Consider the following 16844-nt stretch of genomic DNA (forward strand, 5'->3'; position numbering starts at 1 on the left):
TCGACAGCGAGAAGTACCAGCTCCGCACCCGCGACTGGGAAACGGCCGAGAAGGAAGGGCGGACCATCACCCCCCTCATCACGAAACTCAACACCGTCCGCCGGGACAATCCCGCGCTGCGGCAACTGCGCGACCTCCACTTCCACCAGGCCGACCAGGAGGCGGTCATCGCGTACTCGAAACGGAAGGGTTCGAACACCGTTCTGGTGGTCGCCAACCTCGACCCCCACCACACCCAGGAGGCCACGGTCTCGTTGGACATGCCGCGACTCGGCCTGCACTGGCACGAGTCGGTGCCGATGCGCGACGAGCTCACCGGCGAGGTCTATTCATGGGGCAGGGCCAACTATGTGCGTCTTGGCCCGGGCGGGGCGCATGTGCTCGTCGTCGGTCAGGGGTCCGGGAACGGGCTCTCCGATGAGCACAGCGGGGTTCTGCGACCGTCCACCCAGCAGATCGGAGGGTCAGCCACCACATGATCGTCAACGAACCCGTCCCGGACACCTTCGAGGACACTCCCGCAAAGGACCGGGACCCGGACTGGTTCAAACGTGCCGTCTTCTACGAGGTCCTCGTCCGCTCCTTCCAGGACAGCGACGGTGACGGCATCGGCGACCTGAAGGGTCTGACCGCCAAACTCGACTATCTGCAGTGGCTGGGTGTCGACTGCCTGTGGCTGCCGCCGTTCTTCAAGTCCCCCCTGCGCGACGGCGGTTACGACGTCGCCGACTACACCGCCGTGCTGCCCGAGTTCGGCGACCTCGCCGACTTCGTGGAGTTCGTCGACTCCGCGCACCAGCGCGGCATGCGCGTGATCATCGACTTCGTCATGAACCACACCAGCGACCAGCATCCGTGGTTCCAGGAGTCGAGGAAGGATCCCGAGGGACCGTACGGCGACTACTACGTGTGGGCCGACGACGACAAGCAGTTCCAGGACGCGCGGATCATCTTCGTCGACACCGAGGCCTCCAACTGGACGTACGACCCCGTACGCAAGCAGTACTACTGGCACCGCTTCTTCTCGCACCAGCCGGATCTGAACTACGAGAACCCGGCGGTCCAGGAGGAGATGATCTCCGCGCTGAAGTTCTGGCTGGACCTGGGCATCGACGGGTTCCGGCTGGACGCGGTGCCGTATCTGTACCAGCGGGAGGGGACGAACTGCGAGAACCTCCCGGAGACACACGCGTTCCTGAAGCGGGTGCGCAAGGAGATCGACACGCAGTACCCGGACACGGTGGTGCTGGCCGAGGCGAACCAGTGGCCGGAGGACGTCGTCGACTACTTCGGCGACTACTCCGCCGGCGGCGACGAGTGCCACATGGCGTTCCACTTCCCGGTCATGCCCCGCATCTTCATGGCCGTGCGGCGCGAATCGCGCTACCCCGTCTCCGAGATCCTCGCCAAGACCCCGGCCATCCCCTCGGGCTGCCAGTGGGGCATCTTCCTGCGCAACCACGACGAGCTGACCCTGGAGATGGTCACCGACGACGAACGCGACTACATGTGGGCGGAGTACGCCAAGGACCCCCGTATGCGCGCCAACATCGGCATCCGCCGCCGTCTGGCCCCCCTGCTGGACAACGACCGCAACCAGATCGAGCTCTTCAACGCCCTGCTGCTCTCACTGCCGGGCTCGCCGATCATCTACTACGGCGACGAGATCGGCATGGGCGACAACATCTGGCTCGGCGACCGCGACGCGGTGCGCACACCGATGCAGTGGACCCCCGACCGCAACGCCGGCTTCTCCTCCTCCGACCCGGGCCGGCTCTTCCTGCCCACGATCATGGACCCCGTCTACGGCTACCAGGTCACCAACGTCGAGGCGTCCATGGCGTCCCCGTCCTCGCTGCTGCACTGGACCCGCCGGATGATCGAGATCCGCAAACAGAACCATGCCTTCGGTCTCGGCTCCTACACCGAGCTGCCGTCCTCCAACCCGGCCGTCCTCGCCTTCCTGCGCGAGCACGAGGACGACCTGGTGCTCTGCGTGAACAACTTCTCACGCTTCGCACAGCCCACCGAGCTGGATCTCAGTGCCTTCGAGGGACGGCACCCGGTCGAGCTGTTCGGCGGGGTGCGGTTCCCGGCCATCGGCGAACTGCCCTACCTGCTGACCCTCGGGGGACACGGCTTCTACTGGTTCCGGCTACGACACAACGAGACGCGAGAGCACGGTGAGTAGCGACAGGGTTACGCCATTCAGGTGAACGGGGTCCGAGCCGCATCCGCCGGTGAGGCCTCCTCCGGCCGCCATCGGGGCGGGACGGTTTCCTCCGTCCCGCCCTGGGCACCCTTCTCGCAACCCGACGCTCCTCCGCACCCGACGCGGAAAGGACGCGACGCCATGTCGGAAGCCGTCACACGCACCGTCACGACCCCGCCCGGCCTCCTTGCGTCACTGGATCCGCTGCTGCGGGAGTGGCTGCCGCGGCAGCGCTGGTTCGCGGGCAAGGGCCGCCCGGTCAGCGGGTTCGCCCTGGTCGCGGCCACCGAGCTGCTGCCGCCCACCGCCAAGCTGGGCCTGTACCACCTGCTGGTGCGCGCCCACCAGCCCCTCCAGGCCGGACATGCCGGCCACGATCAGCCCGGTGACTGCTACCAGCTGTTCATAGGCGTGCGCGAGGCGCTGCCGCCCCGGCTCGCGCCCGCGCTGATCGGTCATGTGACGCGGGGCCCGCTGGCCGGACGGACGGTCTACGAGGCCCTGCACGACACCCGGCCCGCCGAGCTGCTCCTGGAAGCCCTGCGCACCCAGGCCCGGATCGGCGGGCTTCGCTTCGAACGGGACCCGAGCCAGGAGATCCGCCCCGGTCTGATGCCGCGTCTGATGACGGCCGAGCAGTCGAACTCTTCGGTCGTCTACGGAGACACCTTCATTCTCAAGCTGTTGCGCCGGATCCTGCCCGGGGTCAACCCCGACCTCGAGCTCCCGCTGGCGCTGGCCCGCGAGGGCTGCCCCCGGGTGCCCCCGCCGACAGCCTGGCTGGTCACCGACCCCGAGGACGCACCCGCGCCGCCCCCGGCGGTCGAACCGTACGTCCTGGGGGTGCTCCAGCCGTTCGTACAGGGCGCGACGGACGGCTGGGAGCTGGCCCTGCGGGAGCTGGCCAAGGGCGAGGACTTCGCCGCCGAGGCGCGGGCCCTCGGGCGTGCCACGGCCGAGGTGCACACCGCCCTGGCCCGCGCCCTGCCGACCGTCACCCTGGGCCACACCCAGCTGCGCTCCATGGTCGACGGCATGACCGAGCGACTCGACGCGGCCGTGCACGCGGTGCCGGCGCTGCGGCCGCACGCGGACGGGCTGCGCTCCGCGTACACGGCGCTGGACGATCTGGCCGCCGGGGGCCGCACCTGGACCGCCCAGCGGGTGCACGGCGATCTGCACCTGGGGCAGTGTCTGCGGTCCCCGGCGGGAGAGTGGTCGCTGATCGACTTCGAGGGGGAACCGGCCCGTCCGCTGACGGAGCGGCGGATGCCGCAGCCGGCGGTGCGGGACGTCGCCGGCATGCTGCGGTCCTTCGACTACGCGGCCCGGTCCGTGGACCCGCCGCAGCCGGACTGGGCCGCGCACTGCCGGGCGGCGTACTGCTCCGGGTACGCGGAGGCATCGGGCCGCGATCCGCGCACCGAGCCGGTGCTGCTGCGCGCGTACGAGACGGACAAGGCGGTCTACGAAGCGGTCTACGAGGCCCGGCACCGTCCCGACTGGCTCCCCGTACCGCTGGCCGCCGTGCACCGGCTCGCCTCGTCCGACCGGATCTGACCCGACCCGCCCCGACCTGTGCCCAGGAGGCCTCGCCCGTGACCCCCCGCCCCACGTCCAGCGGTCCGCATCCGGAGCAGCCGGCCGAGCAGCGGCGCACCGAGCCACCGGCGCCCGCGCGGAAGGAGGCAGCCGTGAAGAAGGCCAGTGCGAAGAAGACCCCTGCGAGGAAGACCGCCGCCGCGGTGAAGGCCACGGCCGCGAAGGCGGCGACCGAGAAGAAGGCGGCGAAGAAGACCCCGGGGAAGGCGGCGGCAGGCAAGGCGGCAGGGGCCGCGGGGAAGGCCGCGGGGAAGGCGGCGGCGAAGAAGACCCCGGCCAAGAAGGGCGCGCCGAAGAAGAAGGCCGAGCAGGACACCACCGCACCGCGGTACGTCCCGCAGGACACCACCGCCCCGCAGTCCGTCGCGCAGCCCGGCCCTCCCGAGAGGGAGATCGCCGTCTCCCCCGCCGTGGACGCCGGCGACCGGGACCGGCTGCTGAGCGGTACGCATCATGCCCCGCACTCCGTGCTCGGCGCGCACCCGGTGCCCGGCGGAGTCGCCTTCCGGGCGTTCCGGCCCTACGCCCTGGCGGTGACCGTCGTCTCCGGGGGCCTGAACGTCGAGCTGCACGACGACGGGGACGGCTTCTTCTCGGGACTGCTGCCGCTGCGCGAGGTCCCGGCGTACCGGCTGCTGGTGGCGTACGAAGGGGCGGTGCACGAGACGGAGGACGCGTACCGCTTCCTGCCGACCATCGGCGAGCTCGATCTGCACCTGATCGGCGAGGGCCGGCACGAGGAACTGTGGACGGTGCTGGGCGCGCACCCGATGACCCACCAGGGCGTCACCGGCACCCGCTTCTCGGTGTGGGCGCCGAACGCGCGCGCGGTGCGGGTGGCAGGCACCTTCAACTTCTGGGACGGCAGCGGCTTCCCCATGCGGTCACTGGGCGGCACCGGGGTGTGGGAGCTGTTCGTGCCGGGGGTCGGCGAGGGCGAGCTGTACAAGTTCGAGATCACCCGCCCCGACGGCTCGAAGACGCTGCGCGCCGATCCGCTGGCCCGCCGTACGGAGGTGCCGCCGGCGACGTCGTCGATCATCACGTCCTCGGCGTACGAGTGGGGTGACGCGGAGTGGCTGGAGCGCCGGGCGGAGGTGTCCGCGCACCGGGCGCCGTTCTCCGTCTACGAGGTGCACCTGGCGTCCTGGCGTCCCGGCCTGACCTATCGCGGGCTCGCCGATCAGCTCCCGGCGTACGTGAAGGACCTCGGTTTCACCCACGTCGAGCTGATGCCGGTGGCCGAGCATCCCTTCGGCGGCTCCTGGGGCTACCAGGTCACCGGGTTCTACGCGCCCACGGCCCGCCTCGGCTCCCCCGACGACTTCCGGTACCTGGTCGACGCCCTGCACCGGGCCGGGATCGGCGTACTCATGGACTGGGTGCCTGCGCACTTCCCGCGCGACGAGTGGGCACTGGCCGAGTTCGACGGTCGGCCGCTGTACGAGCACGAGGATCCGCTGCGGGCGGCCCACCCCGACTGGGGGACCCTGGAGTTCGACTTCGGACGGCGCGAGGTGCGCAACTTCCTGGTCGCCAACGCCCTGTACTGGTGCGAGGAGTTCCACATCGACGGGCTGCGGGTGGACGCGGTCGCCTCGATGCTCTACCTCGACTACTCGCGCGAGCCCGGCCAGTGGACGCCGAACGAGCACGGCGGCCGGGAGAACCTGGACGCGGTGGCGTTCCTTCAGGAGATGAACGCGACCCTGTACCGCAGGGTGCCGGGGGTCGTGACGATCGCGGAGGAGTCCACCGCCTGGGACGGCGTCACCCGGGCCACCCACCACAAGGGTCCGAGCGGCTTCGGCGGGCTGGGCTTCGGTCTGAAGTGGAACATGGGCTGGATGCACGACTCGCTCGCGTACATGAGCCACGAACCGGTCCACCGGCGGTACCACCACGGTGAGATGACGTTCTCGATGGTGTACGCGTACAGCGAGAACTACGTGCTGCCGATCTCGCACGACGAGGTGGTGCACGGCAAGGGGTCGCTGGTGTCGAAGATGCCCGGCGACTGGTGGCAGCAACGTGCCCACCTGCGTGCCTATCTGGGCTTCATGTGGGCCCACCCGGGCAAGCAGCTCCTCTTCATGGGACAGGAGTTCGCGCAGGGCGCGGAGTGGTCGGAGGCGCACGGCCCGGACTGGTGGCTCCTTGACCCGCACTACGGCGCGGAGGCCGACCACCGTGGGGTGCGCGATCTGGTCCGCGACCTCAACTCCGTCTACGGGCACACCCCGGCGCTGTGGCGGGGCGACACCGAGCCGTCCGGTTTCCGGTGGGTCACCGGGGACGCCGCCGAGGACAACGTGTTCGCCTTCCTGCGCTACGACTCCGACGGCACCCCGCTGCTCGCGGTGTCGCACTTCGCGCCGGTGGTCCGCCACGACTACCGGATCGGGGTCCCCGACGACGTGCCCGCCTGGCACGAGGCCCTGAACACCGACACCGGCCGCTACGGCGGCGGTGACATCACGAACCCCGACCCGGTCAAGCCGGAACCAAAGGGCTGGCACGGCTACCCGGCAAGCATCCGACTGACCCTGCCACCCCTGGCGACGGTGTGGCTGCGCCCGGCCTAGCTACAGTGACCCGATGGGGAACGACCGACGTGTCCGCCGCCTCGTGGTGGACGGGACCGTCCGGTACTGGACGGTCCGGCAGCGGGTGAGACCCGACTACGCCGACTGCCGGCTGACCCTCTCCCTTTTCACGTAGGGGTCGGCGCAGAACGGTCGGCGCCGGTTGTCCCTGGTCTTCCCCCGAGCCGGCACAGAATCGCTTCGACCTCGTACGTCGAGGCCGGCACGGTGCTGCGTCTCCCCGATCAGGCCTGGCTCAACCTCTACGAGCCCGGTGCGGTTCGACGCCTGCTCGACGCCGCGGCGCCTGCTCCGGAGGTCCCGTCATCGCCGCGGAATCCCGAGGTGGACGGCTGATCCTGCTTCACCGCGGTGGTGGACCACGCCGACTCCGGTACTTGATCCTGGGGTGGGTCGCGAAGAGCTGACGGATGGGGCGCGGGAGCGGGTGACCGCTCCGTTGCCGGGGCCGAGGGGCGGGACCGCCCGTCGCGGGACCCACGCCCAGCTTCGCTCACGCGGGAGGGACGCCCGTCACGTCGGCTCCACCTCCGCCTCGCGGCTGACCACGCCGGCCCCGGCCGGCGGCGCCGGCGCGGCGCCGCCGGTTGCCCGCGGTCCGATCCGGACGGCCGGCCCCGCCCCGGCGCTCAGTTCATGGCCTCGGCCAGCGGCTTCGGCAGCGGCCCGGTGTGCAGGACGCCGAGGCGCTGGGTGGCGCGGGTGAGTGCCACGTACAGGTCGCTGGTGCCGTAACGGCCCGGTTCGACCACGAGGACCGAGTCGAACTCCAGCCCCTTGGCCTGACGCGGGTCGAGCAGCACGACGCCGTGCGTCAGATCCGGTTCGGCGCCGGCCCTCACCCCCTCCAGCCGGGCGGCCAGCGCGCGGTGCAGTTCGCGCGGGGCGATGACGGCGAGGCGGCCCTCGGCGGGGGTGAGTTCGGCGACGGCCCCGGCGACGGCACCGGGCAGGTCGTCGGTGGCGCGGGCCCAGGGACGTACGCCCGTGGAGCGCACGGAGCCGGGCGGCTCGAAACCGGGGTGCTCGGCGCGGACGACCGCGGCGGCCACGTCCATGATCTCGGCCGGGGTGCGGTAGTTGACGGCCAGCCGGGTGTGCTCCCAGCGGTCCTCGACATAGCGGGTGAGGATGTCCGCCCAGGCGCCGACACCGCCCGCCTCCGACGTCTGCGCCGGGTCGCCGACCAGGGTCATCGAACGGGTCGGGCTGCGCCGCATCAGCAGCCGCCACGCCATCGGGGACAGTTCCTGCGCCTCGTCGACGATGATGTGCCCGAACGCCCAGGTGCGGTCGGCGGCGGCGCGTTCGGCGGCGCTGCGGTGGTCGTCCTCCTCGTGCCGCTCGGCGAAGCGTTCGGCGTCGATGATGTCGTGCGCGGAGAGCACCTCGGAGGAGTCCGGGTCGTCGTCCTCCTTGTCCTCGAACTCGAAGGTGCGCGAGGCGTAGGAGACGTCCAGGACGCCCTGGGCGAAGGCGACCTGCGTCTGACGCTCCCGCTCGGCGCGCTCGCGGGCGAGCCGGTCGTCCTCGCCGAGGAGCTCCGCGGCCTCGTCGAGCAGGGGCACGTCGGAGACGGTCCAGTGCCGGGTGACGGGGCGGCGGACCGTGGCGGCGTCCTCGTCGGAGAGGTAGCCCTCGGGGGCGGCGAGGAATTCGGCGACCAGGCGCTGCGGGGTGACACGGGGCCACAGTTGGTCGATGGCGGACCAGACCTCGGGGTTGTCGGCGAGTTCGTCGCGGATCTGGGTGATGTCACTGGGGTCGAGCAGATTGCCGCCGTCGTAGGGGTCGGTGCCGATGCGTTCGGCGACCATGTCGGTGAGCGCGTTGAGGATGTGGCCCTCGAAGTGCTCCCGGGCCACGTTGTGCGGCAGCCTCGCGGCACGGGTGCGTTCGCGGGCGACGTTCACCAGGCCGTCGTCGAGCATGAGGATCTCGCGGTCGTGCTCGATCGTGATCACCGGGTCGGGCAGTGTCTGCCGGTCGCGTACGACGTCGGCGAGGACGTCGGCCATCGCCGCCCGCCCCTTGACGGCGGCGGCCCCGGGGGTGTCGGTCCGTGTGGTCCTGACCCCGGGGAACAGTTCGCCGACGGTCGCCAGGAGCACACCGGTCTCGCCGAGGCTGGGCAGCACCTCGCCGATGTAGCCGAGGAACGCCGGGTTGGGGCCGACGATCAGGACGGCGCGGCGGGCCAGCAGCTCGCGGTGCTCGTAGAGGAGGAACGCGGCGCGGTGCAGGGCGACGGCGGTCTTGCCGGTGCCGGGACCGCCCTCGACGACCATGACCCCGCGATGGGGGGCGCGGATGATGCGGTCCTGGTCGGCCTGGATGGTGCGCACGATGTCGCCCATCCGGCCGGTGCGCGCGGAGTCGAGCGCGGCGAGCAGTACGGCGTCGCCGGAGGGGTCCTCGTGGCCGGTGCGGGTCTCGTCGCCGAGGTCGAGGATCTCGTCGTGCAGGGCGGTGACCCGGCGGCCCTCGGTGGCGATGTGCCGACGGCGCCCGAGGCCCATCGTGGTGTGGCCGGTGGCCAGGTAGAACGGGCGGGCGACATCGGCGCGCCAGTCGATCAGGACCGGCGTGCGCTCGGCGTCGTCGGCGCGCAGGCCGATGCGTCCGATGTGGTGGGTCTCGCCGGAGGTGAGGTCGATCCGGCCGAAGCAGAGGGAGCCGTCCACCGCGTTCAGCGCGGCGAGCAGCCCGGAACGCTCGGCGACGAGGATGTCCCGCTCCAGCCTGGCCTGACGGGGGGTGTGGCCCTGGGCGAGCGCGTCCGTGACGGAGTCCTCGGCATCACCGCGCAGGACGTCCACGCGTGCGTACAGTCCGTCGATGAATTCCTGTTCCTGTCGCAATTCCTCGTCCGGAAATTCGGTGTTTGACAATTCCACTCCCGCCCGGATATACTGTGCTCACTGAGCCTCATTGCGACCCCTGCCTTCCGAAGTCGCGAATCAATGAATATACGCAAAGAAAACCCCCGAGCGCAATTGCCCGGGGGTTTTCTTGTGAGGTCCGGCAGGTCAGAGTACGTCGGCCAGTTCCTCCATCAGCCGCCGTTTCGGCCTCGCCCCCACCATCGACCGCAGCGGCTCCCCCTCACGGAACACCATGAAGGTCGGCATCGACAGCACCTTGTAGGCGTTGGTCGTCTCCGGATTGGCGTCCACGTTCAGCTGAACGACCTTCAGCCGTCCCTCCTCCTCGGCGGCCAGCGCGCTCAGCACCGGGGCCATCTGCCGGCAGGGAGGGCACCAGTCGGCCGTGAACTCCACCAGCACCGGCAGCTCCGCCCCGATCACCTCTCGCGCGAAATCCGCGTCCGTCACCTCGGGCACACCCTTCACCGCGGTTCCCCTCCCAGTTCGCACAACGGCTCCGGACCACCCGGAACCACCGACCCGGCGGCCAGCTCCTCCCGCGCCCGCTCGGCGCGCGTCAACTGCTGCCCGACCTCCGCCCGCACCGCCCGCAACTCGCCGATCAGCGCGTCGAGCTCGTCCAGCTTGCGCCGGTACACCTGGAGCGAGGCGGGACACGCGTCACCCTCCGGGTGCCCTGCCCGCAGACACTCCACGAACGGGCGGGTCTCCTCCAGGTCGAACCCGAAGTCCTGGAGCGTGCGGATCTGCCGCAGCAGCTTCAGATCGCTCTCGTCGTAGGTCCGGTAACCGTTGGTCGTCCGCCGGGCGGGCAGCAGCCCGCGGGATTCGTAGTACCGCAGCGTCCGCGTGGTCGTCCCGGCGCGTGCGGCCAGCTCGCCGATTCGCATACCGACGACCGTAGGCCTTGACGTCGGCGTCAGGGAAAGGGCGGACGGTGCGGACGGGGCCGCCGGGCGTGCCGGACAGGGCACGGACACGGCCGGGCGGCCGGGCTCACGGGGGAGGAGCCCGGCCGCCCGGCGGCGGTGGAGACCCTGCGGGCCTCCGGCGACCGGGCGGCCGAGGAACGGGGGAGCGTCCTGGTCGCCCGGGTCCACGGGGGGCGTCAGGCCTTGGCCAGTTCCTTCTCGCCGCCCGGCTCGGGCAGCTCGGCACGGGCCTCGTCCGTTTCGCCGGCACTGCCGTGGTCGTCCAGCAGCGTCTGCTCGTCGAAGGGGACGCGGCCGGCGAGGACCTCGGCCACCCGGACCTTGTCGATCTCCTTGGTCCAGGTGCCGACCAGCACCGTGGCGACCGCGTTGCCGGCGAAGTTGGTCAGGGCGCGGGCCTCACTCATGAAGCGGTCGATACCGACGATCAGGCCGATGCCGTCCACCATGGCGGGCTTGTGCGACTGCAGACCGCCGGCCAGGGTCGCCAGGCCCGCGCCGGTGACACCCGCGGCGCCCTTGGAGGCGACCAGCAGGAACAGCAGCAGCGGGATCTGCTCGCCGATCGACATCGGCGTACCCATGGCGTCGGCGATGAACAGCGAGGCCATGGTCATGTAGATCATGGTGCCGTCGAGGTTGAAGGAGTAGCCGGTCGGGACGGTGATGCCGACCACCGGCTTGCTGACGCCCAGGTGTTCCATCTTCGCGATGAGGCGCGGCAGCGCCGACTCGGACGAGGAGGTGGACAGGATCAGCAGGAACTCACGGCCCAGGTAGCGGAAGAGGGTCCAGATGTTCAGGCCCGCGACGATCCGCAGCATCGTGCCGAGTACCACGAAGATGAACAGCACACAGGTGACGTAGAAGCCGAGCATCAGCACGGCGAGGCTCTTCAGCGCGTCCAGGCCGGCCGAGCCGGTGACCGCGGCCATGGCACCGAAGGCGCCGACCGGGGCGGCCCACATGATCATGGCCAGGACCCGGAAGACCAGCCGCTGGATGTGCTCGATGCCGCGCAGGACCGGCTGGCCCGCGTCGCCCATGGCCTGCAGCGCGAAACCGCAGAGCAGGGCGACCAGCAGGGTCTGCAGGACCTCGCCGGAGGTGAAGGCGGACACGATGGTGGCCGGGATGACGCCGAGCAGGAACTCGGCGGTGTCCTTGGCCTCCGCGTCGACCTGTGCGTGGCCGGTCTCCTTGACCGCGTCGGTGATCGCGAGGCCGGTGCCCGGGTCCAGGATGTTGCCCACGACCAGGCCGATGGCGAGCGCGACGACCGACATCACCATGAAGTAGCCGAGGGCGATGCCGCCGACGGCGCCGACCTTGGCCGCCTTCCGCACCGAGCCGATGCCCAGCACGATGGTGCAGAAGATGATCGGCGAGATCATCATCTTGATCAGGTTCACGAACCCGGTGCCGATCGGCTTCAGCTCGACCGCGAAATCCGGTGCGATCAGACCGACGGCGACACCGAGGGCGACCGCGATGATCACCGCGATGTAGAGATAGTGCGTGCGGTCCCGCTTGGCTTTGGGTGCGGCAGGTGCCGGAGCGGATGTGCTGGTCACGGCGGCCCTCCTTGACGACGTCGTCGGTATCACCGGCGTGCGGCTCACGTCCGGGGAATGGGTGTTTCGGGGAACGCCGTGACTATGTCGCGCCCTGTGACGGCGGTCACCCTTCCGTTCATTTAGTTCACCGTGGAGGCGCCAGGCAGACTGGCGGGATGCGCCTCACCCTCCCTGCGCCCCGCAGCCTCGCGGGCCAGCTCTTCGCCATGCAGGCCGTGCTCATCGCGGTCGTCGTGGCCGGGTACGCGCTGTTCACCTACGTCGGTGACCGCAGCCAGACCGAGGAGGCGGCGGGCCGCCAGGCGACCTCGGTGGCCCGTGCGGTCGCCGACTCCCCGTCCGTGCGGGAGGCGATCCGTACGTCCGACCCCTCGGCCCGGCTCCAGCCGTACGCGCTGGCCGTGGTGCGCGACACCGGCGTCGACTTCGTCACGATCATGGATCCGCGGGGCATCCGCTGGACCCACCCCAACCCGGACCAGATCGGCCTGGTCTTCCAGGGGCACACGGGTCCCGCGCTCGAGGGGCGTACCTTCACCGAGACGTACACCGGTACCCTCGGCCCGTCGGTCCGCGCGGTCACCCCGATCCGGGACGGCGACCGGATCGTCGGACTCGTCAGCGCCGGCATAAGGGTCGAGGAGATCAGCCAGCGCGCCCAGGGTCAGCTGACCGCGCTGCTCGTGGTCGCGGCCGGGGCGCTCGGGCTCGGTGCGATCGGCACGTATGTCATCAACGCCCGGCTGCGCCGTCACACCCACGGGATGAACGCGTCCCAGCTCAGCCACATGCACGACTACCATCAGGCCGCGCTGCACGCCGTGCGCGAGGGGCTGCTGATGCTGAACGGACAGTACCGGGTGGCGCTGATCAACGACGGCGGCCGGGAGTTGCTGGGAGTGGACCAGGAGGAGGACGTGGTGGGCAGATCGGTCGCGGAGCTGCGTCTTCCGGCGCCGCTGACCGGCGCGCTGCTCGCGTCCGAGCCCCGGGTGGACGAGGTGCATCTGACGGCGGACCGGGTGCTGGTGGTGAACACCTCGCCGGTCACCGGGGGCCAGCGGCGCGGGTCGGTGGTGACCCTGCGGGACGTGACCGAGCTCCAGTCGCTGATGGGTGAGCTGGACTCGGAGCGTGGCTTCACCCAGGCGCTGCGTTCACAGGCGCACGAGGCGGCGAACCGGCTGCACACCGTGGTCTCGCTGATCGAGCTGGGCCGGGCCGAGGAGGCGGTGGAGTTCGCGACGGCCGAGCTGGAGCTGGCGCAGGCGCTCACCGACCAGGTGGTGGCGGCGGTGAGCGAGCCGGTCCTGGCGGCGTTGCTGCTGGGCAAGACCGCCCAGGCCAACGAGCGCGGCGTGGAGCTGGTGGTGTCGGCCGACAGCCGGCTGGACGACGGCCTGCTCCCGGACACCCTGCCTGCCCGGGACCTGGTGACCATCCTCGGCAACCTGGTCGACAACGCCGTGGACGCGGCGCAGGGCGGGGTGCACCCGCGGGTGACGGTGACGGCACTGACCGAGGAGGACGGCTCGGAGCTCATCCTGCGGGTCTCGGACACCGGCCCCGGGGTGGACCCGGACCACACGGAGGCGGTCTTCCGCCGCGGCTTCACGACCAAACCGTCCGGCCCCGGCGGGCGGGGTCTGGGCCTGGCCCTCGTCCAGCAGGCGGTGACCCGGCACGGCGGCGCGCTCTCGGTGACCTCCGAGAACGGGGGCGGCGCGGTGTTCGAGGCCCGGCTGCCGCTGAAGGGCTCCACTGTCGTGGAGAGTGCGGGAGGCGCCGTATGACCGGGCAGCCCATCAGAGTGCTGGTGGTCGAGGACGACCCGGTCGCCGCCGACGCCCATGTGATGTACGTCGGGCGGGTGCCCGGGTTCGTCGCCGTCGGGAAGGCACAGAGTGGGGCGGAGGCACGACGGGTCCTGGACCGCACACCCGTCGACCTGCTCCTCCTCGACCTGCACCTGCCCGATGTGCACGGACTCCAACTCGCGCGCTCGCTGCGGGTGGCCGGGCACCACGCCGACGTGATCGCGGTGACGTCGGCGCGGGATCTGGCGGTCGTGCGGGAGGGGGTGTCGCTCGGGGTCGTGCAGTACGTACTGAAGCCGTTCACGTTCGCGACCCTGCGGGACCGGCTGGTGCGGTACGCCGAGTTCCGTGCGGCGGTCGGCGAGGCCAGCGGCCAGGCGGAGGTGGACAGGGCGCTGGCGGCGCTGCGGGCGCCGGGGCCGGCTGCGTTGCCGAAGGGGCTGAGCGGGCCGACGTTGGAGCGGGTGACGGGGGCGCTGCGGGAGGTGGAGGACGGGCTGACGGCAGCGGGGGTCGCCGAGGCGGTGGGGATCTCCCGGATCACGGCTCGGCGTTATCTGGAGCACCTGGTGGACGCCGGCCGCGCGGCCCGACGCCCGCAGTACGGCACCGTCGGCCGACCGGAGTTGCGGTACCGCTGGGTGAGCAGGCCGTGACCGGCACCGCCGCGGCCACGGATGCGGTCCTCACCGGATCCCACACTGTGTAATAGTTTGTGTACTAGAATGGTTCCTATGAAGTCACCCCGCCCTGGCAGCACGGAGAACATCTCCGTCTCGATGCCTTCGGAACTCCTCAGCGCTCTGCGCACGCGCACCGGCAAGCGCGGCGTATCCGCCTACGTGACGGCGGCTGTCCGGCACCAACTCGCGATGGACGGCCTCGCCGAGATCGTGGCCGCCTACGAGAACGAACACGAACCGTTGAGCGAGGCCGAGGTCCGAGCCGCGGAGCTCGAACTGTTCGGTGACACTCCGGCGCCGTACGCGTCCGGCGCCGGCGCCGCATGAAGGCACCCCCGGTCAGGTCCCTGGTGCTGGACTCCCAGGCCCTGTCGCTGCTTCTGCGCAACGACCGCCAAATGATCACGCGGATCGAGGCTGCTCGACGCGTAGGCGTACCCGTCCTCGTATCCGCCCTGACGGTAGTGGAGGCCGTGTACGGAAAGACGGACACCGCCCGGCTGCACTGGGTGCTCTCCCGCCTTCAGGTCCAGGACGTCACCCACGCGGACAGCCTCACCGCGGTGCGACTCCTCAGCGAGGCCGGTGGCCTGCACGGTCACAAATACGCCATCGACGCCCTCGTGGCCGCGATGGCGCTTCGCGTCCCGGCACCCGCGCTGGTGCTGACCTCGGACCGTGACGACTGGTCGAAACTGTGCGGTGACCGCGTACAGATCAAGGACCTCTGAGGTCGGCGGTCCGTTCACCGCGCACGGTAAAGATCGCCCGTGGGCCGGCCCAGGTCCCCGCACGTGCTCGAGCGGCCGGGCGAGGGCCTCCCGCTGTGCTGGGCCCTGTGTCGCCTCGGCGATGTCCCGGGCGGGAGCGCCGACATCGAGCCCCACCGTCCGCGCCGACCTCTCCATCGCCCGGCGTCCGCCGTCCCCGCCCGCGCCTTCGGCCAGGGCCGCCAGCAGTGCCGCTCCCATACGGAGCATCGCCCCCCTCAACAAGTCGTGGCTGTGTGTCAAAGGTGATACTCAAAAACGGCGTTCATGCCACCTTTGCATACCGCACGACCTGCGAGCCAAGCCCCGCCACGGCAAGCGCCTCCAGCACCGACAGCGTGACCAGCAGCCCGCCGCCGTCGCCGTTCACCCAAAACACGACCAGGGCGGCCAGCGGTACCGCGCAGAATGCGGTCAGATCGATCATGGTCTGGATCATCTTGCGGGACCGGCGCCGGGTGTCACTCCGGTGGTACGCCTCCCATCCGAACGTCGTGAAACCACTCCCGTGCGCCGCGAGGGCGGCCAGCCGGGGTCCCAGATCGTCCCGGACGTAGCGGCCGATCGCCGAGATCTTCTCGTCGTTGACGAGGTAGGTCCATCCGAGAACGAGGCAGACCGGCGGCAGCGCCAGGAGCATCGAGGGCTGCTTCGCCTGGGCCGTGGCGGCGATGACAGCAGCCACGACGGCCAGCGTCACGTAGAGGAGGTTGTCCCGGAACCCGATCCTCACCTTCTGCTCGTCCTTCACGGTCTGGTACTCGGCGAGCAGCAACTGCCCGACGCTCAGGTCCTGTTCCGGCACTCGATCCCCTTCCCCCAGCTAACTTATGACTATGCAGGAGACCCGGCCCACTGTTCTGGTCCTGACCGCACTTCCGCTCGAGTATGCCGCTGTTCGTGCACACGTCGATGAGCGGCGAGAGCTCGTACATCGTGACGGGACCAGAGTCGAGAAGGGACAACTACCCGGCACTTCGTGGCACGTTGCCATCGGCGAGTTGGGCATGGGCGCCGATCGGGCTGCCGCTCTCACCACACAGCTCATCAACTGGCTGCGCCCCGAGGCCGTGTTCTTCGTCGGTGTGGCCGGCAGCCTGAAGGACGACGTCGAGATCGGTGACGTCGTCGTAGGCACGCAGGTGTACGAGATCCACGGCGGCAAGCAGGCGCCAGAGGGTTTCCTGGTCCGGCCGAAGGCCCTGCCGGGCTCGCACGCGCTCGAACAGGCGGCCCGTTCCGCCGTGCGGGACATGCCCGACGTGGGGGCGCACTTCCTGCCGATCGCCACGGGCGACGTCGTACTGGCGGACGCCGAGTCCGATATCGCCCGGTTCATCCGCGGGAACTACAACGACGCGGGTGCGATCGAGATGGAGGGCTCCGGGGCCCTCCAGGCGGCCCACCTGAACGGCCGGCTGGATGCCCTGGTGATCCGGGGCATCAGTGACCGGGCCGACGCCAAGAAGCACAAGGCCGACGCCTCGGGTACGCAGAGGCGCGCCGCCGAGCAGGCTGCGGCGGTGACGGTGGCGGTGCTGCACAAGCACCGGCCCCGCGAGGGTTCCTCCGACTCCGAGGAGAGCCCTCATCGACACGGGGACCGCGGAGCGACGTACTGCGGAGACCACACCGACTTCCGGGGCAGCACCTTCCACGGGCCTGTCACCGGCAAGCAGAGCGGAGGGCAGTGGTAAAGGAACCGTCCACGGCCCGGTCCCGCGAGCGACCGCCACCCTCCCACCCCGCCCGCTGGG

14 protein-coding genes and 1 pseudogene are annotated in these 16844 nt (G+C 70.6%); 10 read left to right on the forward strand and 5 right to left on the reverse strand.

What is annotated here, in order from left to right:
• From ACZ5C2_RS29645 to ACZ5C2_RS29665, 5 genes and pseudogenes are all read left to right on the forward strand, one after another.
• A pseudogene (locus ACZ5C2_RS29645) lies at window positions 1–479 on the forward strand (alpha-1,4-glucan--maltose-1-phosphate maltosyltransferase); the annotation flags it as partial.
• Window positions 476–2191 carry a maltose alpha-D-glucosyltransferase gene (gene treS, locus ACZ5C2_RS29650; RefSeq protein WP_468798134.1) on the forward strand — a complete coding sequence of 572 codons (1716 nt, stop codon included), beginning with the start codon at window positions 476–478 and terminating at the stop codon, window positions 2189–2191. The pseudogene ACZ5C2_RS29645 and the gene treS, both read left to right, overlap by 4 nt.
• Window positions 2192–2353: 162 nt before the next feature.
• Window positions 2354–3772 (forward strand): maltokinase N-terminal cap-like domain-containing protein, encoded by a 1419-nt coding sequence (locus ACZ5C2_RS29655; protein WP_468798137.1) that lies wholly within the window; start codon window positions 2354–2356, stop codon window positions 3770–3772.
• 134 nt (window positions 3773–3906) lie between these two features.
• Window positions 3907–6399 (forward strand): 1,4-alpha-glucan branching enzyme, encoded by a 2493-nt coding sequence (gene glgB / locus ACZ5C2_RS29660; RefSeq protein WP_468798140.1) that lies wholly within the window; start codon window positions 3907–3909, stop codon window positions 6397–6399.
• A 13-nt stretch (window positions 6400–6412) separates the two neighbouring features.
• Complete coding sequence (locus ACZ5C2_RS29665; RefSeq protein WP_468798143.1) at window positions 6413–6535, forward strand: hypothetical protein; 123 nt, start codon at window positions 6413–6415, stop codon at window positions 6533–6535.
• 514 nt (window positions 6536–7049) lie between these two features.
• Here the strand turns inward: ACZ5C2_RS29665 and ACZ5C2_RS29670 are convergent.
• The 4 genes from ACZ5C2_RS29670 to ACZ5C2_RS29685 form a co-directional block, all read right to left on the reverse strand.
• Complete coding sequence (locus ACZ5C2_RS29670; RefSeq protein ID WP_468798432.1) at window positions 7050–9281, reverse strand: HelD family protein; 2232 nt, start codon at window positions 9279–9281, stop codon at window positions 7050–7052.
• Window positions 9282–9449: 168 nt separating this feature from the next.
• Window positions 9450–9764 carry a thioredoxin family protein gene (locus tag ACZ5C2_RS29675; protein ID WP_468798435.1) on the reverse strand — a complete coding sequence of 105 codons (315 nt, stop codon included), beginning with the start codon at window positions 9762–9764 and terminating at the stop codon, window positions 9450–9452.
• Window positions 9765–9769: 5 nt separating this feature from the next.
• The gene (locus tag ACZ5C2_RS29680) at window positions 9770–10198 is read right to left on the reverse strand and encodes a MerR family transcriptional regulator (RefSeq protein WP_468798146.1); all 429 of its coding nucleotides are present in this window, start codon (window positions 10196–10198) and stop codon (window positions 9770–9772) included.
• A 218-nt stretch (window positions 10199–10416) separates the two neighbouring features.
• Window positions 10417–11814 carry a cation:dicarboxylate symporter family transporter gene (locus ACZ5C2_RS29685; protein WP_468798149.1) on the reverse strand — a complete coding sequence of 466 codons (1398 nt, stop codon included), beginning with the start codon at window positions 11812–11814 and terminating at the stop codon, window positions 10417–10419.
• A 158-nt stretch (window positions 11815–11972) separates the two neighbouring features.
• Between ACZ5C2_RS29685 and ACZ5C2_RS29690 the strand changes: the two genes are divergently transcribed.
• The 4 genes from ACZ5C2_RS29690 to ACZ5C2_RS29705 all read left to right on the forward strand — a co-directional run bounded on the left by ACZ5C2_RS29690 (window position 11973) and on the right by ACZ5C2_RS29705 (window position 15048).
• A complete protein-coding gene (locus ACZ5C2_RS29690; RefSeq protein WP_468798152.1) occupies window positions 11973–13610 on the forward strand; it encodes a sensor histidine kinase in 1638 nt (545 codons plus the stop codon).
• A complete protein-coding gene (locus tag ACZ5C2_RS29695) occupies window positions 13607–14290 on the forward strand; it encodes a response regulator (RefSeq protein WP_468798155.1) in 684 nt (227 codons plus the stop codon). The genes ACZ5C2_RS29690 and ACZ5C2_RS29695 overlap by 4 nt, the downstream gene beginning before the upstream one ends.
• A gap of 78 nt (window positions 14291–14368) precedes the next feature.
• Window positions 14369–14644: a hypothetical protein gene (locus tag ACZ5C2_RS29700; protein ID WP_468798158.1), complete on the forward strand. Its 276-nt coding sequence runs from the start codon at window positions 14369–14371 to the stop codon at window positions 14642–14644.
• Window positions 14641–15048 (forward strand): type II toxin-antitoxin system VapC family toxin, encoded by a 408-nt coding sequence (locus ACZ5C2_RS29705; protein ID WP_468798161.1) that lies wholly within the window; start codon window positions 14641–14643, stop codon window positions 15046–15048. Before ACZ5C2_RS29700 ends, ACZ5C2_RS29705 begins: the two co-directional genes overlap by 4 nt.
• Before the next feature lie 304 nt (window positions 15049–15352).
• On the opposite strand, the gene ACZ5C2_RS29710 is transcribed toward ACZ5C2_RS29705, so the two are convergent.
• Window positions 15353–15892 carry a hypothetical protein gene (locus tag ACZ5C2_RS29710; protein WP_468798164.1) on the reverse strand — a complete coding sequence of 180 codons (540 nt, stop codon included), beginning with the start codon at window positions 15890–15892 and terminating at the stop codon, window positions 15353–15355.
• Window positions 15893–15917: 25 nt separating this feature from the next.
• Here ACZ5C2_RS29710 and ACZ5C2_RS29715 point away from each other — a divergent pair, with 25 nt between their 5' ends.
• Window positions 15918–16784 carry a 5'-methylthioadenosine/S-adenosylhomocysteine nucleosidase family protein gene (locus tag ACZ5C2_RS29715; RefSeq protein WP_468798167.1) on the forward strand — a complete coding sequence of 289 codons (867 nt, stop codon included), beginning with the start codon at window positions 15918–15920 and terminating at the stop codon, window positions 16782–16784.
• Window positions 16785–16844: the final 60 nt, after the last annotated feature.

This window comes from Streptomyces sp. NPDC031365, assembly GCF_055569765.1.